Source organism: Micrococcus sp. iso_26 (genome assembly GCF_056172975.1).
The window spans coordinates 2,311,248-2,331,289 of record NZ_CM149652.1; the positions used below are offsets into that span (position 1 = coordinate 2,311,248).

Sequence of the window (20,042 nt, forward strand, 5' to 3'; positions counted from 1 at the left end):
GGCATTTCCCGAACGAAAGCGCGGGTGGCGGGGCCGGCACGGCGCGGCACGGGAGGCCTCAGTCCTCGGCGACGCCCAGCGCTCGGCGCATCGGCAGGAACTTGGCCCGGATCTCCGTGACCTCCTCCTCGGGCACCGCTCCCGGGACCATCCCGCCCCCGGCCTGCAGCCGCACCCCGCCGGGCACCTGCTGGCCGCAGCGCAGCGCCAGGGCGATCTCGCCGTCGCCGTCCTGGTCGAGCCACCCGACCGGGCCCGCATAGCGGCCGCGGTCCACGGGCTCGACCTCCGCGATCACCCTCACCGCGTCCGGCGTGGGGGTCCCGCCGACGGCCGCCGTCGGATGCAGCGCGGCCACCACGTCCAGCACGGTCCCCCGCCCATCCCGCAGCCGGCCGCGCACGGACGTGGCCAGGTGGTGCACGTTCGGCAGGGTCAGGACGGTGGGCGCGGGGTCGTCATCGGCGAGGTCGACGACGGGCGCCAGCGCGTCCAGCACCGACCGCGCCGCCCAGCGATGCTCCTCCGCCAACCGCGGATCAGAGGCCAGCCGCTCCCGCAGCGCGGCGTCCTCCTCCTCGTCCGCGCCGCGCGGCATGGACCCCGCCAGCACCCGCGAGCCCACGAGCCCCGCGTGCCGCGTGGCGAGGACCTCGGGCGTAGCGCCCAGCAGCCCGCCGACGGCGAACACCCAGGTCTGTGGGTACTCGCGGCGCAGCGCCCCGATCGCCCGCCACAGGTCGGCGTCGTCCGCGGGGACGGTCATCGTGCGGCTGATCACGACCTTCGCCAGCTCCCCGCCCGAGTCGGCCATCCGCGTCAGCAGCTCGCGCACCCCGGCCGCGTAGCCGGCGTCGTCCCAGGCACGGTCGGCGACGTCGGCGGGCAGGGGCGCCGCGCCGTCGGCCAGCAACCGGGCTGCACCGTCCGCGGCGACGGCGGCTGCGAGCGCGTCCGCGTCCACGTGCTGGGCCACGTCTCGCACGCCGGACGGCGTGGCGCGGCGCAGATCCGCGGGGATCCGCAGGACCGCGGGCTCGGGCGAGTCATCGGCGAAGGTCGAGGAGATCCAGCCCCGCAGCGGGGCCGTCGGGTCCGGTCGTCCGGCGACGGCGGCCTGCCACAGCGCGGAGAGCCGGTGGAGCCGGTCGGTGCCGTCCAGGAGCACGGTCCAGCCGCCCTCGCCCCGCCACGCGTCGTCCCCGTGCGCCCACAGCACCGCCCGGGCGAACGGGGGGACGGCGGCCTCGGGGGCCCCGGTCGCGGGGGCGCCGAGGTCCGGGAGCAGGGAGCGGACAGACATGGCCCCCATTCTCTCCCACCTCGGCGGACCCCCGCTCCGGGCCCGGGCCTCGGCCGCCGCCCCGACGACGGCGGCGAGCGGCGTCGTCGGGCGCGGTGGGATCCCGTCAAGGCTTGCGCCGGCACACCCGACGTCGCAGGGTGGGGGCACCCGTTCACCTCGCGTTCAGCCGACCGCCTTCCCCGGAGGACTCGCATCATGGCACCCATCCCCCCGGACCCCCACGCCGATCACGCACCGGCGGTGGACGACATGCCGCTGGACACGACGGCCGCGCCGGACATCCCCGCCGCGGTGGACCCCGTGCCGCACGGGATGGCCGCGCACGTGCTCGAGCGCGAGGTCGGGCCGCTGATGGCGCGCTTCCCCGGCGTGGCCGACGAGGCGACGGTGCGTCAGCTCCTGTTCGACTCCTACGCCGAGCTCGCCGAGACGAGCCGCCACCCGGAGATGCTGCCGACCATCTCGGTGCAGCATGCCGCCTCGCGCCTGCGCGCCAGGGCGATCAACCAGGGCAGCATCGAGTCCCGCCACCCGCGTGTGCTGTTCGTCTGCCACGGCAACGCCGGCCGCTCGCAGATGGCCGCGGCCCTGCTCGAGAACCGCACCCACGGCGAGGTCAGGGCCCGCTCGGCCGGCACGGAGCCCGCCGGCGAGGTCATCTCCACCGCGTTCGAGGCGATGAACGAGATCGGCATCCCGCTGCACCACACGTACACCAAGGGCCTGGACCCGGACGTGCTCCGGGCCGCCGAGATCGTGGTGCTCTTCGACGGCGCGGATCCGTTCGAGATCCCCGAGGGCGCGCAGGTGCAGAAGTGGTCCGTGCCGTCGATCCGCGGCATGAGCCTCGAGCAGGTGCGCGGCGTGCGCGACGCCCTGGACCTGGAGGTCCGCGGCCTGATCGCCGATCTGGGCGAAGCCGCCACCCCGCTGCCGGAGGAGGGCACCCGCGTCGGCCGACCCCTTGACCTATACCCCCCTGGGGTATAGAACAGGGGGTATGAGCACGGACAGCACGACGACGGCGCCCGCCGCCGCCTCGCCCCTTCCGTCCGCCGCGGCGGACGCCTGCGACGGCCACCGGCCCCCGCACGAGGTGCACCGGGACAAGGCGAAGCACCTCGCTCGACTGCGCCGCATCGAGGGGCAGGTGCGCGGCCTCCACCGCATGGTGGACGAGGACGTGTACTGCATCGACGTCCTCACGCAGGTCGCCGCCGTCACGAAGGCGCTGCAGTCCCTCAGCCTGAACCTCACCTCGGAGCACCTGCGTCACTGCGTGGCGGAGGCCGCGGTGCAGGCCGAGGCGGAAGGCCGCACCGAGCTCATCGACGAGAAGGTCGCCGAGGCGACGGCCGCCCTCGGCCGCCTGCTGCGCTGACCGGCGCCGTCGCCCACCCACCACCGCACGAGGAGCACGAGATGACCACCACCGACCTGAAGATCACCGGCATGACCTGCGGCCACTGCGTCGCCTCCGTCCAGGAGGAGCTCGGCGAGATCGCCGGCGTCTCCGCCGTGGACGTGGACCTGAACGCCGGGGGCGTCTCCACCGCCACCGTCACCTCCGAGGGCCCCCTCGACCCCGCCGCCGCGCGCGCCGCCGTCGAGGAGGCCGGCTACACGCTGGTGGGGGCCTGACCCATGACCCACCCCGCCTCCTCCACCCCGGCCGGCCCGCAAACCGAGACCACCCGCCGCGTCGACCTGGACGTCACCGGCATGACCTGCGCCTCGTGCGTGGGTCGCGTCGAGCGCAAGCTGGGCAAGCTCGAGGGCGTCACGGCGTCCGTGAACCTGCCGCTCGAACAGGCCACCGTCACCGCGCCCGCCGGCGTGTCGGACGAGGAGCTCGTGGCCGCCGTCGAGAAGGCCGGGTACGGCGCCACGGTGCGCCGTCCCGCCCCGCCGGCCGGCCAGGCCGGGCACGCGGGACACGCGGGACACGCCGGGCACGCGCACACCTCCGACCACGGCGAGGGCCACGCCGCGGACCATGACGGCGTGGACCACCACGACCACATGGCCCACGGTCCGGGCGAGGACGTGCTGAAGCCGCGCCTGATCGGCGCGGCGGTGCTGACGGTGCCGCTCGTGTTGATCTCCATGGTCCCGGCGCTGCAGTTCCCGCACTGGGGCTGGGTCGCGTTCGCCCTGGCGGCGCCCGTGGCGCTGTGGGCGGCGTGGCCGTTCCACTCGGCGGCGTTCCGCGCGGCCCGGCACGGCTCGTCCACGATGGACACCCTCGTGTCCGTGGGCGTGCTCGTCTCCTTCGTGTACTCGGCCGTGGAGCTGATCCTGGCGCCGGACATGACCGCCCACGTGGGCGGGACCATGGCGGAGATGGCCCACCACAGCCTGTACTTCGAGACGGCCGCGGTCATCACCACGTTCCTGCTGCTGGGCCGCTGGCTCGAGGCCCGCGCCAAGCGTGAGGCCGGCGCCGCGCTGCGCGCCCTCCTGGACCTGGGCGCGGCCCAGGCCACCCTCTACGACCCCGAGACCCACGCCGAGCGCACGGTGCCCGCCGAGTCCCTCGCGCCGGGCGACGTCGTGCTGATCCGCCCCGGCGAGAAGGTGCCCACGGACGCCGAGGTGCTCGAGGGCACCTCGGCCGTGGACGCTTCCCTGCTCACCGGCGAGTCCGTGCCCGTGGAGGTCGGCCCCGGGGACGCCCTCACCGGCGCCACCCTGAACACCTCGGGCCGGCTCGTGGCCCGCGCGACGCGCGTCGGCTCGGACACGACGCTCGCCCAGATGGGGCGGCTCGTCTCCGAGGCGCAGACCGGCAAGGCGCGCGTGGCCCGGTTGGCCGACCGCATCTCCGCCGTGTTCGTGCCGATCGTGCTCGGGATCGCCGTGCTGACCTTCGCGGTGTGGTTGATCGTGACCGGCGACCTGCCGTCCGCGCTGCGCGCCGGCGTGGCCGTGCTCGTGATCGCGTGCCCGTGCGCCCTCGGCCTGGCGACCCCGGTCGGCCTGCTGGCCGGCACCGGCCGCGCCGCGCAGCTGGGCATCCTCATCCGCGGCCCCGAGGTGCTCGAGGACTCGCGCACCGTGGACACGATCGTGCTGGACAAGACCGGCACCGTGACCGAGGGCCGCATGGCGCTGGCGGACGTGCTCGTCCTCGACCCCGCTTTCGTGGCCGAAACGGGCGCCTCCCGGAGCGCTTTCGTTGACGAAACGGCGCCGGACCAGGCCGCCGACGTCCTGCTGACCCTGGCGGCCGCCGTCGAGCGCGGGTCCGAGCACCCGATCGCCCGCGCGATCGTGGCCGGCGCCGAGGAGCGCGGCCTGACCGTGCCCGGCGTGGCGGACTTCGCCTCCACGGCCGGCGGCGGCGTGTCCGGGCTGGTGGCCCTCCCCCACGACGACGGTGCCCTCGGCTCCGGCGCGCACGGCGCCGCCGGCCCGGATCCGGTCCGCGTGGCCGTCGGCCGCGGCTCCGTCCTCGAGACCGCCCTCGACGGCGGCATCCCCGCCGAGCACCGTGCCGCGTTCGAGGCGGCGGAGCAGGCCGGCGCCACGGCCGTGTGGGTCGCGGTCGGCGGCCGCGTGGCGGGCGTCCTGTCCGTGCGGGACACCGTGAAGGAGACCTCGGCGGACGCCATCGCCCGGCTCAAGGAGCTCGGCCTGCGCCCGCTGCTGGTGACCGGGGACAACGCCGCCGTCGCCACCCAGGTGGCGGCCGCCGTCGGGATCCCGGCCGAGGACGTGGTGGCCGGCGTGCGCCCCGAGGACAAGGTGGACGTGGTCCGCCGGCTCCAGTCCGAGGGTCACGTGGTGGCCATGGTCGGCGACGGCGTCAACGACGCCCCGGCCCTGGCTGCCGCGGACATGGGCATCGCGATGGGCTCCGGCACGGACGTGGCCCGCGAGGCCGCGCAGATCACCGTGATGGGCGACGACCTGCACCAGGTGGTCCAGGCGCTCGACCTGAGCCGCCGCACGCTGGGGATCATCCGGATGAACCTGTTCTGGGCGTTCGCCTACAACGTGCTCGGCATCCCGGTCGCGGCCCTGGGCCTGCTCAACCCGATGATCGCCGGCGGCGCGATGGCGGCCTCGAGCGTGCTCGTGGTGCTGAACTCGCTGCGGCTCACCCGCTACGCGCGCTGAGCCGGGGCGGGGCTGGCCGGGCCGGGTCCACCCCGGACCGGCCGGCCGGTCAGGGCAGGCATTCGCGGGAGTACTCGAGCCACTGCTCGAGCTCGCCGGACTCCTCCCAGAGCTGGTAGAGCTCGGAGCAGGAGGGCTCGCGGATGACCACGCCGATCAGCTCGCGCAGGGTCTCGACGTCCTCGTCCGAGAACTGATCGATGAAGGCGGTGAGGTCCACCTCGTCCGTCTCCGCGTGCTCGAGCAGGGCCTCGAGGTCCGCGTGGTCCTCGTTCCGGGCGATCCGCACGAGCGCCCCGAGGGTGAGGAGTGCGGCGCCCTGGCTCGCGGTCAGGTGGCCCTCGTCCTCGTCGCGACGGAAGTTCCTGCGGAACTCGTCGAGGTCGAAGGTACCGTCGAGGACCTCGTCCACGATGTCCAGCGCCGTGTCGTTCTGGAAGACGTTTCTGCCCCATGCGCCCATGACCTGACCCTAGGCCCGGGGTGGGCCCCGGCAAGAGTGCTGTGGTGTCCCGCCGAGGGGTGCCGTCGCCTCCGCTTCCGGTGTCCGCGGCAGTTCCTAGACTGGGCGACATGAGCACCGAGCCGACCCCCTCGTCCGCCACCCCCGAGACCGAGTCCGCCGCGCCGTCGTCGTCCGGACTGCCGCAGGCCGCCCCGCAGGCGGCGTGGCCCGAGCGCGTGGAGACCGGCGAGCACCAGGTGTCCTACCGGGCCACCGTGGCCGCGCCGGCGCACGAGCTGTGGGCGATGCTCGCGGACCCGCACCGCCATCACGAGGCGGACGGGTCCGGGACCGTGCGGCCGAAGGTGAGCGGGCCGCACCGGCTGGCCGTGGGCGACCGGTTCCGCGTGGCCATGCGGAAGTACGGGGTGCCGTACACGATGACGCTGACCGCCACCGCCGTGGACGAGGACGAGCTCGTGGAGTGGGCCCACCCGGGCGGACACCGGTGGCGCTGGGCGTTCCAGGACAACGGGGACGGCACCACCGAGGTCACCGAGACCTTCGACTACTCGTGGGCCCGGCCGGCCGTGCGCCGCGCGTACGAGCTGCTGCGCGTGCCGGCGGACAACGGGCGGGGCATCCAGTCGAGCCTCACGCGGCTGGCGGGCCGCCACCTCTGAACCGACCGCGTCTCCGCACTTTCGTTCGGGAAACGGCGGCGTGTCGGCGCACTTTCGTGCGGGAAAAGGTCAGCCCTCGCGCCGTTTCCCGAACGAAAACGCGCTGACGACCGCCGTTTCCCGAACGAAAGCGGGGGGGTGCGGGGGTCAGACGGCGGACCAGTGGGTCGCGGCCGGCAGCTGCGCCAGGTGCGGGGTGACGAGCGCACGCCACGCGAGGAACGAGTCGGACTCGAGGAAGGCCACGGTGTGGTCCTCGAGCGTGCGCCAGCCGATCAGCAGCCGGTAGCGCGCCGGGTCCTCCACCTGCCGGGACAGCGCGAAGGACGTCGCGCCCCCGTCCCGGAACAGCGGCTCGGCCTCGGCGACGGCGGCCTCGAACGCCGCCTCCGCCCCCGCCGCCACGTGCAGCTCCACCGACTCGATGACCGGACCGGCCGTCGTCGCGCCCTGCCCGGCGCTCACGCGTGCACCCGCGGGCTCGTGGAGTGGCCGGTGAACCAGGCTGCGAGCTGGCCGTCCGCCTCGATGCCGACCTCGATCATGCGGTCGCGACCGAACTCCACCGACTGGCGGGCGGTCGCCACGAGGTGCGCGCCGAGCCTGGCGGGCGCCACGTAGGTGATCTCGGCGCGCCGGGTGACGGGGGCGGCGCCGAAGGTCGCCACGCAGTACGCCAGCGCCGAGTCCGCGAGGTGGAACAGGAAGCCGCCGTGGCAGATCTCGTGGGAGTTCACCATGTCCGCGGTGACGTCGCGGTGCAGCACCACGCGGCCCTCGGCCACCTCGCCGAGGGTGACGCCGTGCTCGCGCACCGCGGGGTCGTTCGCGTAGATCTCCTCGAGGCGGGCGAGGATCTCGTCCCGGCTCTGGCCGGACGAGCTCTGGGGGGTCTCAGTCATGGGCCCATTGTGTCGCAGGTCGCGCCGCCCCGCGCCTAGGGTGGCGGCGTGACGCAGACCACCTCCACCCCCGTGCGCCTCCGCGCCCGCGACGGCTTCGAGCTCGCGGCCCACCACTTCGTCCCCACGACGACGACGCCCCCGGCCCGGCCCGCCGGCGCGGTGGTGATCGCCTCGGCGACCGGGGTGAAGACCACGTACTACCGGCGCTACGCCGAGTTCCTCGCCGGCCACGGGTTCCACGCGGTCACGTTCGACTACCGGGGTGTCGGGGAGTCCCGCGAGCCGTTCGCCGTGGCCCGGCGGGCGCGGTGGGCGGACTGGGGCGCCCTCGACGCGGACGCCGTGCTCGGCTGGGCCCGGACGCACCTGCCCGGCCCCCTCCTGACGGTGGGCCACAGCTACGGCGGGTTCGGCATCGGGCTCGCGGACGAGGCGCGTCACGTGGCCCGGCACGTGGCCGTGGGCGGGCAGCACGCCTACTGGCGGGACTACCGGGCGCGGCCGGGGAGGGCGCGGATGTGGGCGCGCTGGCACGCGGTGATGCCGGCGATCACGCTGGCCCGCGGTCACTTCCCGGGGCGGCGGCTCGGCTGGCTCGAGGACCTTCCGCGCGGGGTCGCCCTGGACTGGGCGCGCAGTCGCCGCGACTTCACCGCGAGCGCCCGCACCGCCGCCGGCCGGGACGAGCTGCGCCGTCGTCTGGCCGCGTTCACGGCGGACGCGCTGATCGTGGCGCCTGTCGACGACGACTTCGGCACCGACGCCGCCCTCGACCGCGTGGACGCCTACTCGCCGGGTCGGCGGACGGTGCGCTGGCGGGTGCGGCCGGAGGAGCTCGGTGTCGCGGAGATCGGGCACTTCGGCCTGTTCCACGCGCGGTTCGCGCCGACCTTCTGGCCGGCCACGCTGGAGTGGCTGCGCGACGGGGTCGCCCCGGACGCGGCCCGCTGAGGCTCGGGCGTCGGGCGCGCTGCGGCCCGCCCCGTCCCCGCGACGACGACGGCGGCCGCCCCGGCCCGGATCTCCGGGTGGGACGACCGCCGTCGCACTGGTGCGCGTGATGTGTCGATACTACCCCGCGCCCAGACGACGCCCAGGCGACACGTCAGTCCTGCATCGCGTAGTCGATCACGACGCGGCCCTCGATCTTGCCGTGGCGCATCTCGTCGAACACGTCGTTGATCTCGGTGAGCGGACGGGTGTGGAACGTCGGGTGGATCTTCCCGGCCGCGTAGAACTCGAGTGCCTCGACCATGTCCTGCCGGGTGCCCACGATCGAGCCGCGGATGGTCAGGCCCTTGAGGACGATGTCGAAGATCGGCGCGGGGAAGTCGCCCGGGGGCAGGCCGTTGAACACGATGGTGCCGCCGCGGCGGGTCATCGCGATGGCCTGGCCGAACGCCTGCGGGTGCACGGCCGTGACGAGCACGCCGTGGGCCCCGCCGATCTTCTCCTGGATCTCCACGGAGGGGTCCGCGACGTTCGCGTTCACGGTCAGCTCCGCGCCGTGCCGGGAGGCGAGCGCCAGCTTGTCGTCCGCGACGTCCACGGCCACCACGCGCATGCCCATCGCCACGGCGTACTGCACCGCGATGTGCCCCAGGCCGCCGATGCCGGAGATCACGACCCACTGCCCGGGACGCACCTCGGTCTGCTTCAGCCCCTTGTACACCGTGACGCCGGCGCACAGGACCGGGCCGACCTCCATCGGGTCCGCGCCCTCGGGGATCACGGGGGCGTAGCGGGCGTCCACGAGCATGTACTCACCGAAGGATCCGTTCATGGAGTAGCCGCCGTTGATCTGCTCCTCGCACAGGGTCTCCCACCCGGTACGGCAGTACTGGCAGTGGCCGCACGCGCCCCACAGCCACGCGTTGCCGACCATGTCCCCGACCTTGAGGTTCTCGACGTCGGGTCCGACCTCCTCGACGATGCCCACACCCTCGTGGCCCGGGATGAACGGCGGGGTCGGCTTCACCGGCCAGTCGCCCTCCATCGCGTGCAGGTCGGTGTGACAGACGCCCGAGGAGATGAGCTTCACGAGCGCTTGGTGCTGGCCGGGCGTCGGACGCTCGACTTCCTGGACGTCGGCCTCTGTGCCGAACTGGGTGACGACGGCTGCCTTCATCGTGGTCATGGGGGATCACCTTTCGTGGAGTGGGGAGGGGGCGTGCAGTGCCGGCGTCGGCTCAGAAGAACCCGAGCTTGTCCTCGGAGTAGGAGACGAGCAGGTTCTTGGTCTGCTGGTAGTGGTCGAGCATCATCAGGTGGTTCTCACGGCCGATGCCGGAGGACTTGTACCCGCCGAACGCGGCGTGGGCCGGGTAGGCGTGGTAGTTGTTCACCCACACGCGGCCGGCCTGGATCGCCCGGCCCGCGCGGTAGGCGATGTTGCCGTTCCGGGACCACACGCCGGCGCCGAGCCCGTAGAGCGTGTCGTTGGCGATCCGCATGGCGTCGTCGAAGTCGGTGAACGTGGTCGTCGAGACCACCGGCCCGAAGATCTCCTCCTGGAAGATGCGCATCGAGTTGTCCCCGCGGAAGATCGTGGGCTGCACGTAGTAGCCGCCGGCCAGCTCGCCCTCCATCTCGGCGCGGGCGCCGCCGATCAGCACCTCGGCGCCCTCCTGACGGCCGATGTCCAGGTAGGAGGTGATCTTCTCGAGCTGGTCGTTGGAGGCCTGGGCGCCCATCATCACGTCCGTGTCCAGCGGGTTGCCGGTCACGATGCGCGAGGTCCGCTCCACGACGGCGTCGAGGAACTTCTCCGCGATCGACTCCTGCACGAGCGCACGCGACGGGCACGTGCAGACCTCACCCTGGTTCAGCGCGAACAGGGTGAAGCCCTCCTGTGCCTTGTCCCAGTAGGCGTCGTCGTTCGCCATGACGTCCTCGAAGAAGACGTTGGGCGACTTGCCGCCCAGCTCCAGGGTCACCGGGATGATGTTCTCCGAGGCGTACTGCATGATCAGCCGGCCCGTCGTCGTCTCGCCCGTGAACGCGATCTTGCGGATGCGCGGCGACTGCGCGAGCGGCTTGCCGGCCTCGAGGCCGAAGCCGTTGACCACGTTGACGACGCCGGCCGGCAGCAGGTCCGCGATCAGCTCGATGAACACCATGATCGAGGCCGGGGTCTGCTCGGCGGGCTTGATCACGACGGCGTTGCCCGCGGCCAGCGCGGGCGCCAGCTTCCACACCCCCATCAGCAGCGGGAAGTTCCACGGGATGATCTGGCCGACCACGCCGAGCGGCTCGTGGAAGTGGTAGGCGACGGTGTCCTCATCCACCTGGGACAGGCGGCCCTCCTGCGCGCGGATCGCGCCGGCGAAGTACCGGAAGTGGTCGATGGCCAGCGGGACGTCCGCGTTGAGGGTCTCCCGGACGGCCTTGCCGTTGTCCCACGTCTCCGCGACCGCCAGCATCTCGAGGTTCTCCTCCATGCGGTCCGCGATGCGGTGCAGCACGAGCGCCCGCTCGGCCGGCGAGGTGGCGCCCCAGGCCGGGGCGGCCTTCCAGGCGGCGTCGAGGGCGGCGTCGATGTCCTCGGCCGTGCCGCGGGCGACCTCGCAGAACACCTTGCCCGTCACGGGCGTGACGTTCTCGAAGTACTGGCCCTTGACCGGGGGTGTCCACTCTCCGCCGATGAAGTGCTCGTAGCGGGACTTGAACTCGACCTTGGCTCCCTCGGTGCCCGGGAATGCGTAGACGGTCATGGTGCTGGCTCCTTTGCCTGCGGTTGCCTCGGCGCCGGGTGGCGCCCTGCCGTGGCTGTGACCCTAGTCACAGGGAGGTTGCACGAAGGTTGCAGCCGGGCGCGGGTGAGGGGCGGGCCGGCTCAGGCCAGGTCCCGCTCGATCCGCTCGAGCGTGGCCACGGCGAGCGCGCGCCGCGGCGAGTCCGTCGGCAGCAGACGCAGGGCGGCGCCCCAGAGCTCGACGTCGTCGCGGGCCTCGGGGCGGCCCAGGTAAGCCCAGAGCTGGTCGACATCTGCGTCCTGGGCGACGGCCTCGCGCAGCGCCTCCCCCAGCTCCGCGCGGATCGAGGCGACACCGGGGGACGCCGACCGCGGCAGCACCGGCCCAACCGCCGCGTGCAGCGCACGGTCCAGATCCCCGGCGCGCAGCGCCTCCCGCGCGCACAGCAGGTCCGCGTGCACCTCCCCCACGAGCCGGTACGGCCGGGACAGCAGCTCCACCGGCGCCCCCACGTCCCGCAGCGCCCGGCGGAGTCGATGCACCTCGGCGCGCAGCGAGATGGCGCGGGCGGGGGCGTCGCCCGGCGCGGACCGGGGCCCGGCCGTCTCCTCCGGATACAGCGCGACCTCGAGCTCGGCGCCGGTCAGGCCCGGGCCGTGCCACGCGAGGAGGGTGAGGATCTCGGCGTGCCGGCCGGTGAGCTCGACCCCGTCCAGCGTGGGCGGCAGGTGGCCGGTGACGCGCAGCAGGCCCGCGGCCTCGTCGTGGCGGTGCGGCGCGCCGGCGGGGCTCGGCCCCGGCGAGGCGGACGGCGGAGCCGAGGGGCCCGGCGTCGGGACGGTGCCGCGGGGACGGCCCCGGGACGGGGCGGGCAGGTCCCGCCAGGCGGCGTGCACGGCGTCCACGGTGGCCTGGAGCAGCGGCAGGGCGAGGTGGCTGACGGCGTCCTCGCCGCCCGTGAGGTCCAGGACCCCGACGAGCCGCCCGGTGGCCGGGTCCGTGAGCGGGACGGCCGAACAGCTCCACGGGTGCACGCGCGGGCTCAGGTGCTCGCCGCGGCTGACCTGCGTGGGGGCGCCGGTCGCGAGGACGATGCCGGGGGCGGAGGTGCCCATGGACGCCTCGGACCAGTCGGCGCCGGCCACGAAGCCCATGGTCTCGGCGTGGCGCACCGCGGTCCGGTCGCCCTCGACCCACAGCAGGTGGCCGCGCGCGTTGCCGATCGCGGCGAGCATCCCGGCCTCGGCCGCGGGGTGGATGAGCATGCGTCGGACCACCGGCAGGGCCACGGCGAGGCGCTGGTCTCGGCGGGCGGCGGCGAGGTCGTCGTCGGAGAGGGTGGCCGGGTCGGTCTGGCCGGGTACCGCGGGGGTGAGGGCGCCGAGGGAGCGCAGCCAGGACTCACGGACCTCTCGCCGCAGCCCCTGCAGGGCGGCGCGCAGGCCCTGGTCTGCGCCGGCCGGAGCGGTGGGCGACGACGGCGCGAGCGACAGGCGGACCGCGGCGAGGGACTCGTGGGCCCGGTCCACGGCGCGTCGGTAGGCGCCGGTGGCGAGGGTCGAGCTCATCCCGAGCCTGCCATCAACCGCGAGCGGATCAGGAACCGCTTGCCCTCGGGGGCCTCGACGGAGAAGCCGGAGCCGCGCCCGTCCACCACGTCCAGGGTGAGGTGGGTGTGCTTCCAGTATTCGAACTGGGCGGCGGACATCCAGAACGGGATCTCCACGGCGGCCTGGTCCCCCTCGGCCGGCAGCGCGAAGGTGCCCAGCAGGACGTCGGCGGCGCCGGTCGTGAAGTCGCCGGCGGGATAGCACATGGGCGCGGACCCGTCGCAGCAGCCGCCGGACTGGTGGAACATGAGCGGGCCATGGATCGGGAGGAGTCGGCGGATCAGCTCGAGCGCCGCGGACGTCATGGCGACGCGGGACAGGGTCTCGCCCGGCAGCTCGGGGCGAGCGTCGAGCGCATGCTCCGCCGACGAGGACGGCACGGTCATCGCGACCTCCTGGGGATGGGCGATCGTCGGTCCCCACACCCTAGCCCCGAACGTGATCCACGTCACCCCGGTCGGCGTGATGGGGGCGCGGCAGCCCGGAGGGTGCACCGAGGGATGTGCCGCGAGCCAGACGTTTCAGCCGCAATCAGGGGCTGATCACGACCGAAACGTCTGGCTCACGGCGCGGGGGTGGGGAAAGCACGAGGGCGGGGGCGGCGGGTGGCTCACGCGGCCGCGCCCGGAGTCCACCCCCCCTACACTCGGCACATGCTCCCGGACCCCAGCCCCACCGTCACCGTGGACCGCCTCCTGCTGCGCCCGCTGCGCGCCGCGGACGAGATCGCGGCGCGCGAGGCGGACGCCGAACTGCATCGGGAGGGGTTCGACTTCCTGATGGCCGGCACCCGCTCCTTCCCCGCGATCCGCCGCGCGTTCGCCGCCGAGGCGCGCGGCGACGTCGAGCCCGGCCGCGTGCCCGCCTCCTTCTACGTGGGCGTGGACGAGAACGGCGAGCTGGTGGGCCGGGTGTCCGTGCGGTGGGAGCTGAACGAGGCGCTGCGGCACGTCAACGGGCACGTGGGCTACGCGGTGCGGCCCGCGTTCCGGCGGCGGGGGCACGCCGTGCGCCTGCTGCGCGGCGCCCTGATGCTGCTGGCCGCACGCGGAGTGTCCACCACCCTGCTCACGTGCGACGAGACGAACACCGCCTCCGTGGCCACGATCCGCGCGTGCGGGGGCGTGCTGCGGGACCGGGTCGAGACGGACCTCGACGGTGCACCCTTCCCCGTCCCGCAGCTGCGCTTCGACGTCCCCACGACGGCGGCCTGACCGGAGGAACGGCGACGACCGCGCCGCGCCGCCGGCCTCAGTAGGCCTTGACGCGCTGCTCCACGATCAGGTGGATGAGCGCGAACCGGCCCTCCTCCTGGACCGCCTTGAGCGCCGCGTCCACGGCCGCCGGCACGTCCGCGTCCTGCTCCACGCGCACCCCGAAGCCGCCGAACGCCTGGGCCATGGCGGCGAAGTCGGGGTTCTTCAGCTGGGTGCCGGAGACGCGCTCGGGGTACTCGCGCTCCTGATGGGTGCGGATGGTGCCGTACTCCTGGTTGTCCATGACGATCACGAGGGGCTTCGCGTCGTACTGCGCGGCGGTCGCCAGCTCCTGGCCGTTCATGAGGAACTCGCCGTCGCCGGCGATGGTCACCACGGTGCGGTCCGGGAAGTTCAGGGACGCGGCCACGGCACCCGGCACCGAGTAGCCCATGGAGCCGTTGCGGGCCGAGATCATGGCGCGGTAGCCCTCGGTCGGGAAGTACCGGTGCGCCCAGTTGGTGTGCTCGCCCGCGCCGAGGGAGATCATCGAGTCCTTCGGCAGCTTCGGCACCAGGTTGGCCATGAGGGTGGCCATCTTCGCCTGGCCCTCGGACGGCTCGGCCCGGGGCAGGGTGGCGAACTTCTCCTGCTCGCCGCGCATGCGGGAGGTCCACTCCTCCCACTCCGGCTTGACCTCGAGCTCCATGCGGACGAGGTCGCGGATGAACACGTCCGGCTTGGCCACGATCTGGTGGGACACGGGGCCGGAGCGGCCGCGCAGGGACGGGTCGATGGTGACCAGGAAGTTCTTCTTGTCCCAGTTCTGGCGGATGGTGAAGCCGTTGGTCACGACGTCGCCGGGCACGGTGCCGACGAACACGATGAGGTCGGTCTCCTCGAGCATGTCGTAGGTCGGCTTCGGGCGGCCGTAGCCGATCGGGCCCACGTAGGACGGCGAGGAGAACGGCACGGTGCCCTCGCAGCGCCACTCGGCGGCGGCGGGGATCTTGTGCTCCTCGAGCCACGTCGTCAGGGTCTGCGCACCCTCGTCCGTCCAGTCGTTGCCACCGGTGATGAACAGCGGCTTGTTGGACTCCTTGAGGGCGGCGTGCAGGGACTTCCAGTCCTCCACGGTCATGCCGCCCGGGGCCACGGGGATCTGCGGGTGCAGGTGCGCGTCGATCTCCTGGCGGATCACATCCTCCGGCAGGCCGACGACGACGGGCCCGGGCCGGCCCGAGCTCGCGGCGAACATGGCCTCGGCCACGATCTCGGAGGCGCGCTCCGGGTGGTCCAGGACCATCACGCGCTTCGCACCGGTGCCGAACCAGGCGTGCGGGTCGAACTCCTGGAAGGCCTCGCGGTCGCGGTGCTCGAACGGGATCAGGCCGACGAACAGCACGAGCGCCGTCGAGTCCTGCCACGCGGTGTGCAGGCCGACGTGGGCGTTCGCGGCGCCCGGGCCGCGCGTCACCATGGCGACGCCGGGGACCTCGTTCATCTTGCCGTCGGCCTCGGCCATGTACGTGGCGCCGCCCTCGTGGCGGCACACCACGTTCTCGATGTCCGAGTCGTGCAGGCCGTCCAGGACGTCCAGGTAGGACTCGCCCGGCACGGAGTAGACGCGCTTCACGCCGTGGGACTCGAGGGTCTTGACGATGACGTGCCCGGCGGAGAGGCGACCGGTCGCCTGGGAGGTCTGGGACATGGAGGTCTCCTGTGCTGGTTCGGGGGCCCCTCCGGCCCCGTGGGTGCACCCCGCCGCGCAGACGGGGTCCGTGGGGGTCAGGGTACTGGACGGGGCGGCGCCGGAGGCGACCCGATACGCGGCGTGAAGCCGGTGACGGGAGGGCGGGCCCGCCGTACGCTTTCCCCATGCTCTCCGCGCCGACGCTCTCCCGCCTCGCCTCCCTGGCCGCGTTCCTGAACACCGCCCCCGGACTGCGGGGCGGTCAGCCGGCGGACGAGCGGTTCACCGCCGCCACGCAGCTGCCCTCCCTCGTCCCTGAACTCCAGGAGGACGAGGTCCGCCTCCGCCTGGCCGCCGCCGCGGCCGTGCGCGGCCGCGAGCTCCGCGGCCGTCTGGCCGAGGTCTGGGCCCTCGCCGCCGGGGACGAGGCGACCGCCGTGGAGCGCGTGAACGCCCTCCTCGCCGCGGCCGGGCCGCTGCGGCTGACGGCCGGGGGCGACGTCGTCGGGCTGGCCCCGGCGCAGGTCCCCGCCGACGCGGTGGAGCGGCTGGCCGCGATGGCCGCCCTCGCGCTGGCGGAGACCGCGATGGACGGCGAGCTGACCCGCCTGCGCGTGTGCGAGGGCGAGGACTGCGAGAACGCGCTCGTGGACGCCAGCCGGAACCGGTCCAAGCGGTTCTGCGACGAGGCCAACTGCGCCAACCGCACCCACGTGCGCTCCTACCGGGCACGCCTGGCCGAGGCGGCGGAGGCCACGCCCGCGGCGGATCCGGCCGGGCCGGAGGAGGCGAAGGCGCCGGAGGCCGTCGTGGACTCCGAGGCCGCCGGGGGCGACGAGCCCCGCCAGGAGACCGAGAAGGAGAAGAAGGAGCGCAAGAAGGCGGAGAAGAAGGCGGAGAAGAAGGCGGAGAAGAAGGCCCGCAAGAAGGCCGAGAAGAAGTCCGGCAAGAAGAAGTCGGACAAGAAGAAGGACTGACCCGGCCCGGCCCGCCAGGTGACCCGGCGCTGAACATCGGGGGACGGGGCGGCCTCTGGTTCCGTCGGCCGGCCGGGCACCCCTAGCCTGCGAGGCATGAGCGAGAACACCCCCGTCCACTCCCCCGCGTCCCTCGGACCCGCCCACCGCAAGGTCGGCGTGGTGGGGGCCGGCGGCGTCGGCACGGCGATCTGCTATGCGGCGCTGATCCGCGGCGTCGCCCGCGAGGTCGCCCTGTACGACATCGACGAGCCCAAGGTCCGCGCCGAGGTCCTCGACCTGGCCCACGGCACCCCGTTCACCTCCGCGTCGGCGATGACCGGCGGCGCGGACCCGGACGTCCTGGCCGGCTGCGAGGTCGTGGTGATCACGGCCGGCGCCAAGCAGAAGCCGGGGCAGACCCGCCTCGACCTCGGCGCGCACAACGTGGAGATCCTGCGCGGCCTGCTGCCCCAGGTGCAGGCGCACGCGCCGGAGGCGCTGATCGTGCTCGTCACCAATCCCGTGGACGTCCTCACGCTGGTGGCCCAGCGCCTCACCGGTCTGCCTGCCGGCCGGGTGATCGGCTCGGGCACCCTCCTGGACACGTCCCGCCTGCGGTGGCTGCTGGCGTCGCGGGCGCAGGTCCACCCGTCGTCGGTGCACGCGGCCATCCTCGGCGAGCACGGGGACACGGAGTTCCCCGCGTGGAGCTCGGCGCGCATCGGCCCGACGCCCATCCTGGAGTGGCCGACGCCGGTCGACCCGCTGTTCACCCGCGCCGACCTGGACGAGGTGGCGGACACCGTGGTGCACGCCGCGTACGAGGTGATCCAGGGCAAGGGCGCCACCACGTACGCGGTCGGCGTGGCCACGACCCGCCTGCTCGAGGCGATCCTGCGCGACCAGCACGCCATTCTGCCGGTCTCCACCGTGCTCGACGGCGTCCACGGGCTCTCGGACGTCGCCCTGTCCATGCCGTCCGTGGTGGGGCGCGACGGCGTCACCCGCGTGATCCAGCCCGAGCTGGACGACGCGGAGATGCGGGCGCTGCACGCCTCGGCGGACGCGCTGCGGCGGGAGGCACGCAGCCTCGGGTTCTGAGGCGCCGGGCTCAGGCGCGGGGGGCGTCGCCTCCGGTGCCGCCCTGCTCGCGGCGCTCGGCGGCGGCCTGGGCGCGGCGGTCGGCGGCGGCCTTGCGGAACATCTCCTCGGAGGAGCGGTTCACACCGGAGCCCTGGGAGAGGTGGTCCGGGTTCTCGCGCGCGGCGAGCTGCAGCATGGCCACCACCACGAGCGAGGTCATGAAGAAGACGCCGAAGGCGATCAGCGCGATGTCGACGCGCAGTGGATTCTGGGTGCCGCCGGAGGCGGTGATGCCGGCGATCACCCCGCCGATCAGGCCGAGCACGGCGGAGAAGACGAGCGGGCCCTTGACCGTGGTGCGCAGACCGCCGCGTGCCGGGCGGCCGGATCCGGCGCGATCGGCGGACGGGCGGGGGGACGGTGCGCTCACGGCGGGACTCCTGACGGCTGGGGGCGGCTGGGGCGACACGGCCCGCGCAGGCGCCCGGGGCTGAGGCCCTCGGGGCGCGGCGGACCGGAGCCAGTCTACGCGTCCGGCCGACGGGTGGCCCCTCGGGGCCCCGAGGTCCTCCCCCGGCGAACGTCCGCCCCGCGGGTCAGGACGACGACGTTGGCCCGGTTCAGAGGCCCCTGGCCGTGCCCCGGTCCCGGCGCACCTCGTGGTGGAAGCCGAGCCCGGAGACCATCAGGAGCACGCCGATCAGGATCGCCCCGCCGCCGGCGATGCCGAGCAGGGCGTGCGGGCCGAAGCCCTGCAGGGCGGCTACGACCACGCCGCCCCCGGAGAGCAGGCCCACGAGTCCGGTCCACAGCTGGTCCCGCGCGGGGATGAACTCGCGGCGGTGGCGGGCCCACGCCACGAGCTCGGCGACGCCGCCGAGCACGAGGGCGGCGCCGGCCGCCACGCCCACCGCCGCCGGGGACCCCAGGAACAGCAGCACGATCACGCCGAGCATCCACGCGGCCGCCGCCAGGGACAGCGGGGAGCGCATGGCCACGGGCACCGGGTCGCGGCGCAGGTACTCCCACATCGCCGAACCGGAGAACGCCAGGTACAGCGCGAACATGACCTTCATCCACGTCAGGCCCGGCTCGGCGACGAACACGGTGGTCAGACCGAACGCCAGCGCCACCACGGCGCGGATCAGGATCGGCTTGAACACCACGGACGAGATCTCGAGGGGGGTCTGCACGGTAGCCACCGCCCCAGTCTAGGTGTAGGAGGGCATGACGTTGTTGACTCGGGTCGGTGCCAGTGAGGCCGGAGGAGCGTCTCCGCAGGAGGTATGAGGCCGATGGTAGTTGTAGTGGTTCACCCACACCGCCAGGGCCTCACGCCGAGCCTGCTCTGAGGAGTACGGGCGGGCGTAGATGACCTCGTCCACCATCAGCCGGTTGTACCTCTCCACCTTCCCGTTATGGCGCGGGGTGTAGGGCCGGATCCGGTGATGCCGGCCCCCGAGCGAGACCACCTTCGCGGTGAAGTCCGCAGCCCGATAGTTGTTCCCGTTGTCCGTGATCACCCGGTCCACGGTGATGCCGTGGGCGGCGAAGAACGCCCTCGCCCGGCAGAAGAACCCGATCGTGGTCACCGTCCGCTCGTCCTCCAACGCCTCGGTGTAGGCCAGCCGGGTGAACCCGTCGATCGCCGAGTGCAGGTAGGTGTAGCCGACCCGCCGGCCAGGCCCGCGCTTGGAAGCACGGCCTGCTTCACTGTCACGTCCGTGGGTGCGCCAACCGCCCCCGTCTGGGATCTTCCCGATCTTCTTCACATCCAGGTGCACCATGTGCCCCGGCCCTCTCGCGGTGATCTTCTGGGGTCGTTGGCGCAGGTCTTCTCCGGCCGGGGTCAGGTCCCGTAGGCGGGAGATCCCGAGTCGGTGCAGCCACCGTCCCACGGTACGAAGACACACCCGGTGGCCCTCGGAGACGAGGTGGTGATGGATGCGCCGTGCGGACCACTTGCGCTCCCGCCGCAGGGCGTGGATCTGGGCGACCAGGACCGGATCGAGCTGGGCAGGTGAACGGTGCGGCCGGCTGGGCAGGTCCTGAAGGCCGGCTTCTCCCTGGGCGCGGTAGCGGGCCACCCAGGTGGCCACCGTGGGCCGGCTCACCCGGAACTCGGCGGCCACGTGTGCCTGCGGGATCCCGTCGTGCAGGTGGCGGTGGACCATCCTGAGTCGGCCGGTGGGGGTCAGGGGTGCGTTAGCGTGAGTCATGAGTGGGTCTTCTCGGGCAGGTCGGTGGTGTAGGAACTTCCATCCTGCGGGAGAGGCCCACTCGTCTCATCTCAGCCGGCGCCTCGTGGCAAGAACCTCATGACCCACAACATCTAGGAGCCGTGC

The 20,042-nt window shown here is 73.6% G+C and carries 21 protein-coding genes; 9 read left to right on the plus strand and 12 right to left on the minus strand.

All coding sequences use genetic code 11. The features are described 5' to 3' along the window. Nucleotides 1-58: 58 nt before the first annotated feature. Nucleotides 59-1,303 (minus strand): isochorismate synthase, encoded by a 1,245-nt coding sequence (locus tag AC0VX0_RS10755; protein WP_129867022.1) that lies wholly within the window; start codon nt 1,301-1,303, stop codon nt 59-61. Between the two features lie 198 nt (nt 1,304-1,501). On the opposite strand from AC0VX0_RS10755, the gene AC0VX0_RS10760 reads away from it, so the two are divergent. The 4 genes from AC0VX0_RS10760 to AC0VX0_RS10775 are packed head-to-tail and all read left to right on the plus strand — an operon-like array spanning nt 1,502 to nt 5,428. Further along, entirely contained in the window at nt 1,502-2,296 is a 795-nt protein-coding gene (locus AC0VX0_RS10760; RefSeq protein ID WP_036316741.1) for an arsenate-mycothiol transferase ArsC, read from the plus strand. 10 nt (nt 2,297-2,306) lie between these two features. Then, entirely contained in the window at nt 2,307-2,687 is a 381-nt protein-coding gene (locus tag AC0VX0_RS10765) for a metal-sensitive transcriptional regulator (RefSeq protein ID WP_002856860.1), read from the plus strand. Between the two features lie 41 nt (nt 2,688-2,728). Further along, nucleotides 2,729-2,947, plus strand: a complete 219-nt coding sequence (locus tag AC0VX0_RS10770; RefSeq protein WP_069941384.1) for a heavy-metal-associated domain-containing protein — start codon at nt 2,729-2,731, stop codon at nt 2,945-2,947. Between the two features lie 3 nt (nt 2,948-2,950). Beyond that, a complete protein-coding gene (locus AC0VX0_RS10775) occupies nt 2,951-5,428 on the plus strand; it encodes a heavy metal translocating P-type ATPase (RefSeq protein ID WP_069941383.1) in 2,478 nt (825 codons plus the stop codon). 49 nt (nt 5,429-5,477) lie between these two features. On the opposite strand, the gene AC0VX0_RS10780 is transcribed toward AC0VX0_RS10775, so the two are convergent. Further along, on the minus strand, nt 5,478-5,891 hold the full coding sequence (locus AC0VX0_RS10780; protein WP_036384294.1) for a DUF4259 domain-containing protein: 414 nt from the start codon (nt 5,889-5,891) through the stop codon (nt 5,478-5,480). Between the two features lie 110 nt (nt 5,892-6,001). Here AC0VX0_RS10780 and AC0VX0_RS10785 point away from each other — a divergent pair, with 110 nt between their 5' ends. Beyond that, nucleotides 6,002-6,556 carry an SRPBCC family protein gene (locus tag AC0VX0_RS10785; protein WP_036339559.1) on the plus strand — a complete coding sequence of 185 codons (555 nt, stop codon included), beginning with the start codon at nt 6,002-6,004 and terminating at the stop codon, nt 6,554-6,556. A gap of 147 nt (nt 6,557-6,703) precedes the next feature. Here the strand turns inward: AC0VX0_RS10785 and AC0VX0_RS10790 are convergent, their stop codons facing one another. Together AC0VX0_RS10790 and AC0VX0_RS10795 are read right to left on the minus strand one after the other, a co-directional pair. After that, a complete protein-coding gene (locus AC0VX0_RS10790; RefSeq protein WP_044658543.1) occupies nt 6,704-7,021 on the minus strand; it encodes a putative quinol monooxygenase in 318 nt (105 codons plus the stop codon). Continuing rightward, nucleotides 7,018-7,458 carry a hotdog fold thioesterase gene (locus tag AC0VX0_RS10795; protein WP_036316750.1) on the minus strand — a complete coding sequence of 147 codons (441 nt, stop codon included), beginning with the start codon at nt 7,456-7,458 and terminating at the stop codon, nt 7,018-7,020. The genes AC0VX0_RS10790 and AC0VX0_RS10795 overlap by 4 nt, the downstream gene beginning before the upstream one ends. Nucleotides 7,459-7,506: 48 nt before the next feature. Here AC0VX0_RS10795 and AC0VX0_RS10800 point away from each other — a divergent pair, with 48 nt between their 5' ends. Continuing rightward, nucleotides 7,507-8,412, plus strand: coding sequence for an alpha/beta hydrolase family protein (locus tag AC0VX0_RS10800; RefSeq protein ID WP_002856792.1), 906 nt, complete (start codon nt 7,507-7,509; stop codon nt 8,410-8,412). A 154-nt stretch (nt 8,413-8,566) separates the two neighbouring features. On the opposite strand, the gene adhP is transcribed toward AC0VX0_RS10800, so the two are convergent. The 4 genes from adhP to AC0VX0_RS10820 form a co-directional block, all read right to left on the minus strand. Beyond that, entirely contained in the window at nt 8,567-9,598 is a 1,032-nt protein-coding gene (gene adhP / locus AC0VX0_RS10805; protein WP_002856791.1) for an alcohol dehydrogenase AdhP, read from the minus strand. 52 nt (nt 9,599-9,650) lie between these two features. Beyond that, nucleotides 9,651-11,174: an acetaldehyde dehydrogenase ExaC gene (gene exaC / locus AC0VX0_RS10810; RefSeq protein ID WP_355504765.1), complete on the minus strand. Its 1,524-nt coding sequence runs from the start codon at nt 11,172-11,174 to the stop codon at nt 9,651-9,653. A 122-nt stretch (nt 11,175-11,296) separates the two neighbouring features. Next, entirely contained in the window at nt 11,297-12,724 is a 1,428-nt protein-coding gene (locus tag AC0VX0_RS10815; RefSeq protein WP_095353840.1) for a helix-turn-helix domain-containing protein, read from the minus strand. Further along, nucleotides 12,721-13,152 (minus strand): DUF779 domain-containing protein, encoded by a 432-nt coding sequence (locus AC0VX0_RS10820; RefSeq protein WP_377636543.1) that lies wholly within the window; start codon nt 13,150-13,152, stop codon nt 12,721-12,723. Before AC0VX0_RS10820 ends, AC0VX0_RS10815 begins: the two co-directional genes overlap by 4 nt. Before the next feature lie 267 nt (nt 13,153-13,419). On the opposite strand from AC0VX0_RS10820, the gene AC0VX0_RS10825 reads away from it, so the two are divergent. Next, complete coding sequence (locus AC0VX0_RS10825; RefSeq protein WP_100058499.1) at nt 13,420-13,980, plus strand: GNAT family N-acetyltransferase; 561 nt, start codon at nt 13,420-13,422, stop codon at nt 13,978-13,980. A 37-nt stretch (nt 13,981-14,017) separates the two neighbouring features. Here the strand turns inward: AC0VX0_RS10825 and AC0VX0_RS10830 are convergent, their stop codons facing one another. Continuing rightward, nucleotides 14,018-15,673 (minus strand): thiamine pyrophosphate-dependent enzyme, encoded by a 1,656-nt coding sequence (locus AC0VX0_RS10830; RefSeq protein WP_377636541.1) that lies wholly within the window; start codon nt 15,671-15,673, stop codon nt 14,018-14,020. A 167-nt stretch (nt 15,674-15,840) separates the two neighbouring features. On the opposite strand from AC0VX0_RS10830, the gene AC0VX0_RS10835 reads away from it, so the two are divergent. Both AC0VX0_RS10835 and AC0VX0_RS10840 read left to right on the plus strand, forming a co-directional pair. After that, nucleotides 15,841-16,632 carry a CGNR zinc finger domain-containing protein gene (locus AC0VX0_RS10835; protein ID WP_135039766.1) on the plus strand — a complete coding sequence of 264 codons (792 nt, stop codon included), beginning with the start codon at nt 15,841-15,843 and terminating at the stop codon, nt 16,630-16,632. Nucleotides 16,633-16,728: 96 nt separating this feature from the next. Further along, nucleotides 16,729-17,715: an L-lactate dehydrogenase gene (locus tag AC0VX0_RS10840; protein ID WP_135039765.1), complete on the plus strand. Its 987-nt coding sequence runs from the start codon at nt 16,729-16,731 to the stop codon at nt 17,713-17,715. A 10-nt stretch (nt 17,716-17,725) separates the two neighbouring features. Here AC0VX0_RS10840 and AC0VX0_RS10845 read toward each other — a convergent pair whose 3' ends face one another. The 3 genes from AC0VX0_RS10845 to AC0VX0_RS10855 form a co-directional block, all read right to left on the minus strand. Beyond that, nucleotides 17,726-18,127 (minus strand): hypothetical protein, encoded by a 402-nt coding sequence (locus AC0VX0_RS10845; protein ID WP_049144854.1) that lies wholly within the window; start codon nt 18,125-18,127, stop codon nt 17,726-17,728. Nucleotides 18,128-18,317: 190 nt separating this feature from the next. Continuing rightward, a complete protein-coding gene (locus AC0VX0_RS10850) occupies nt 18,318-18,899 on the minus strand; it encodes a hypothetical protein (RefSeq protein ID WP_010079963.1) in 582 nt (193 codons plus the stop codon). 9 nt (nt 18,900-18,908) lie between these two features. Next, the gene (locus tag AC0VX0_RS10855; protein ID WP_336637562.1) at nt 18,909-19,916 is read right to left on the minus strand and encodes an IS481 family transposase; all 1,008 of its coding nucleotides are present in this window, start codon (nt 19,914-19,916) and stop codon (nt 18,909-18,911) included. Nucleotides 19,917-20,042: the final 126 nt, after the last annotated feature.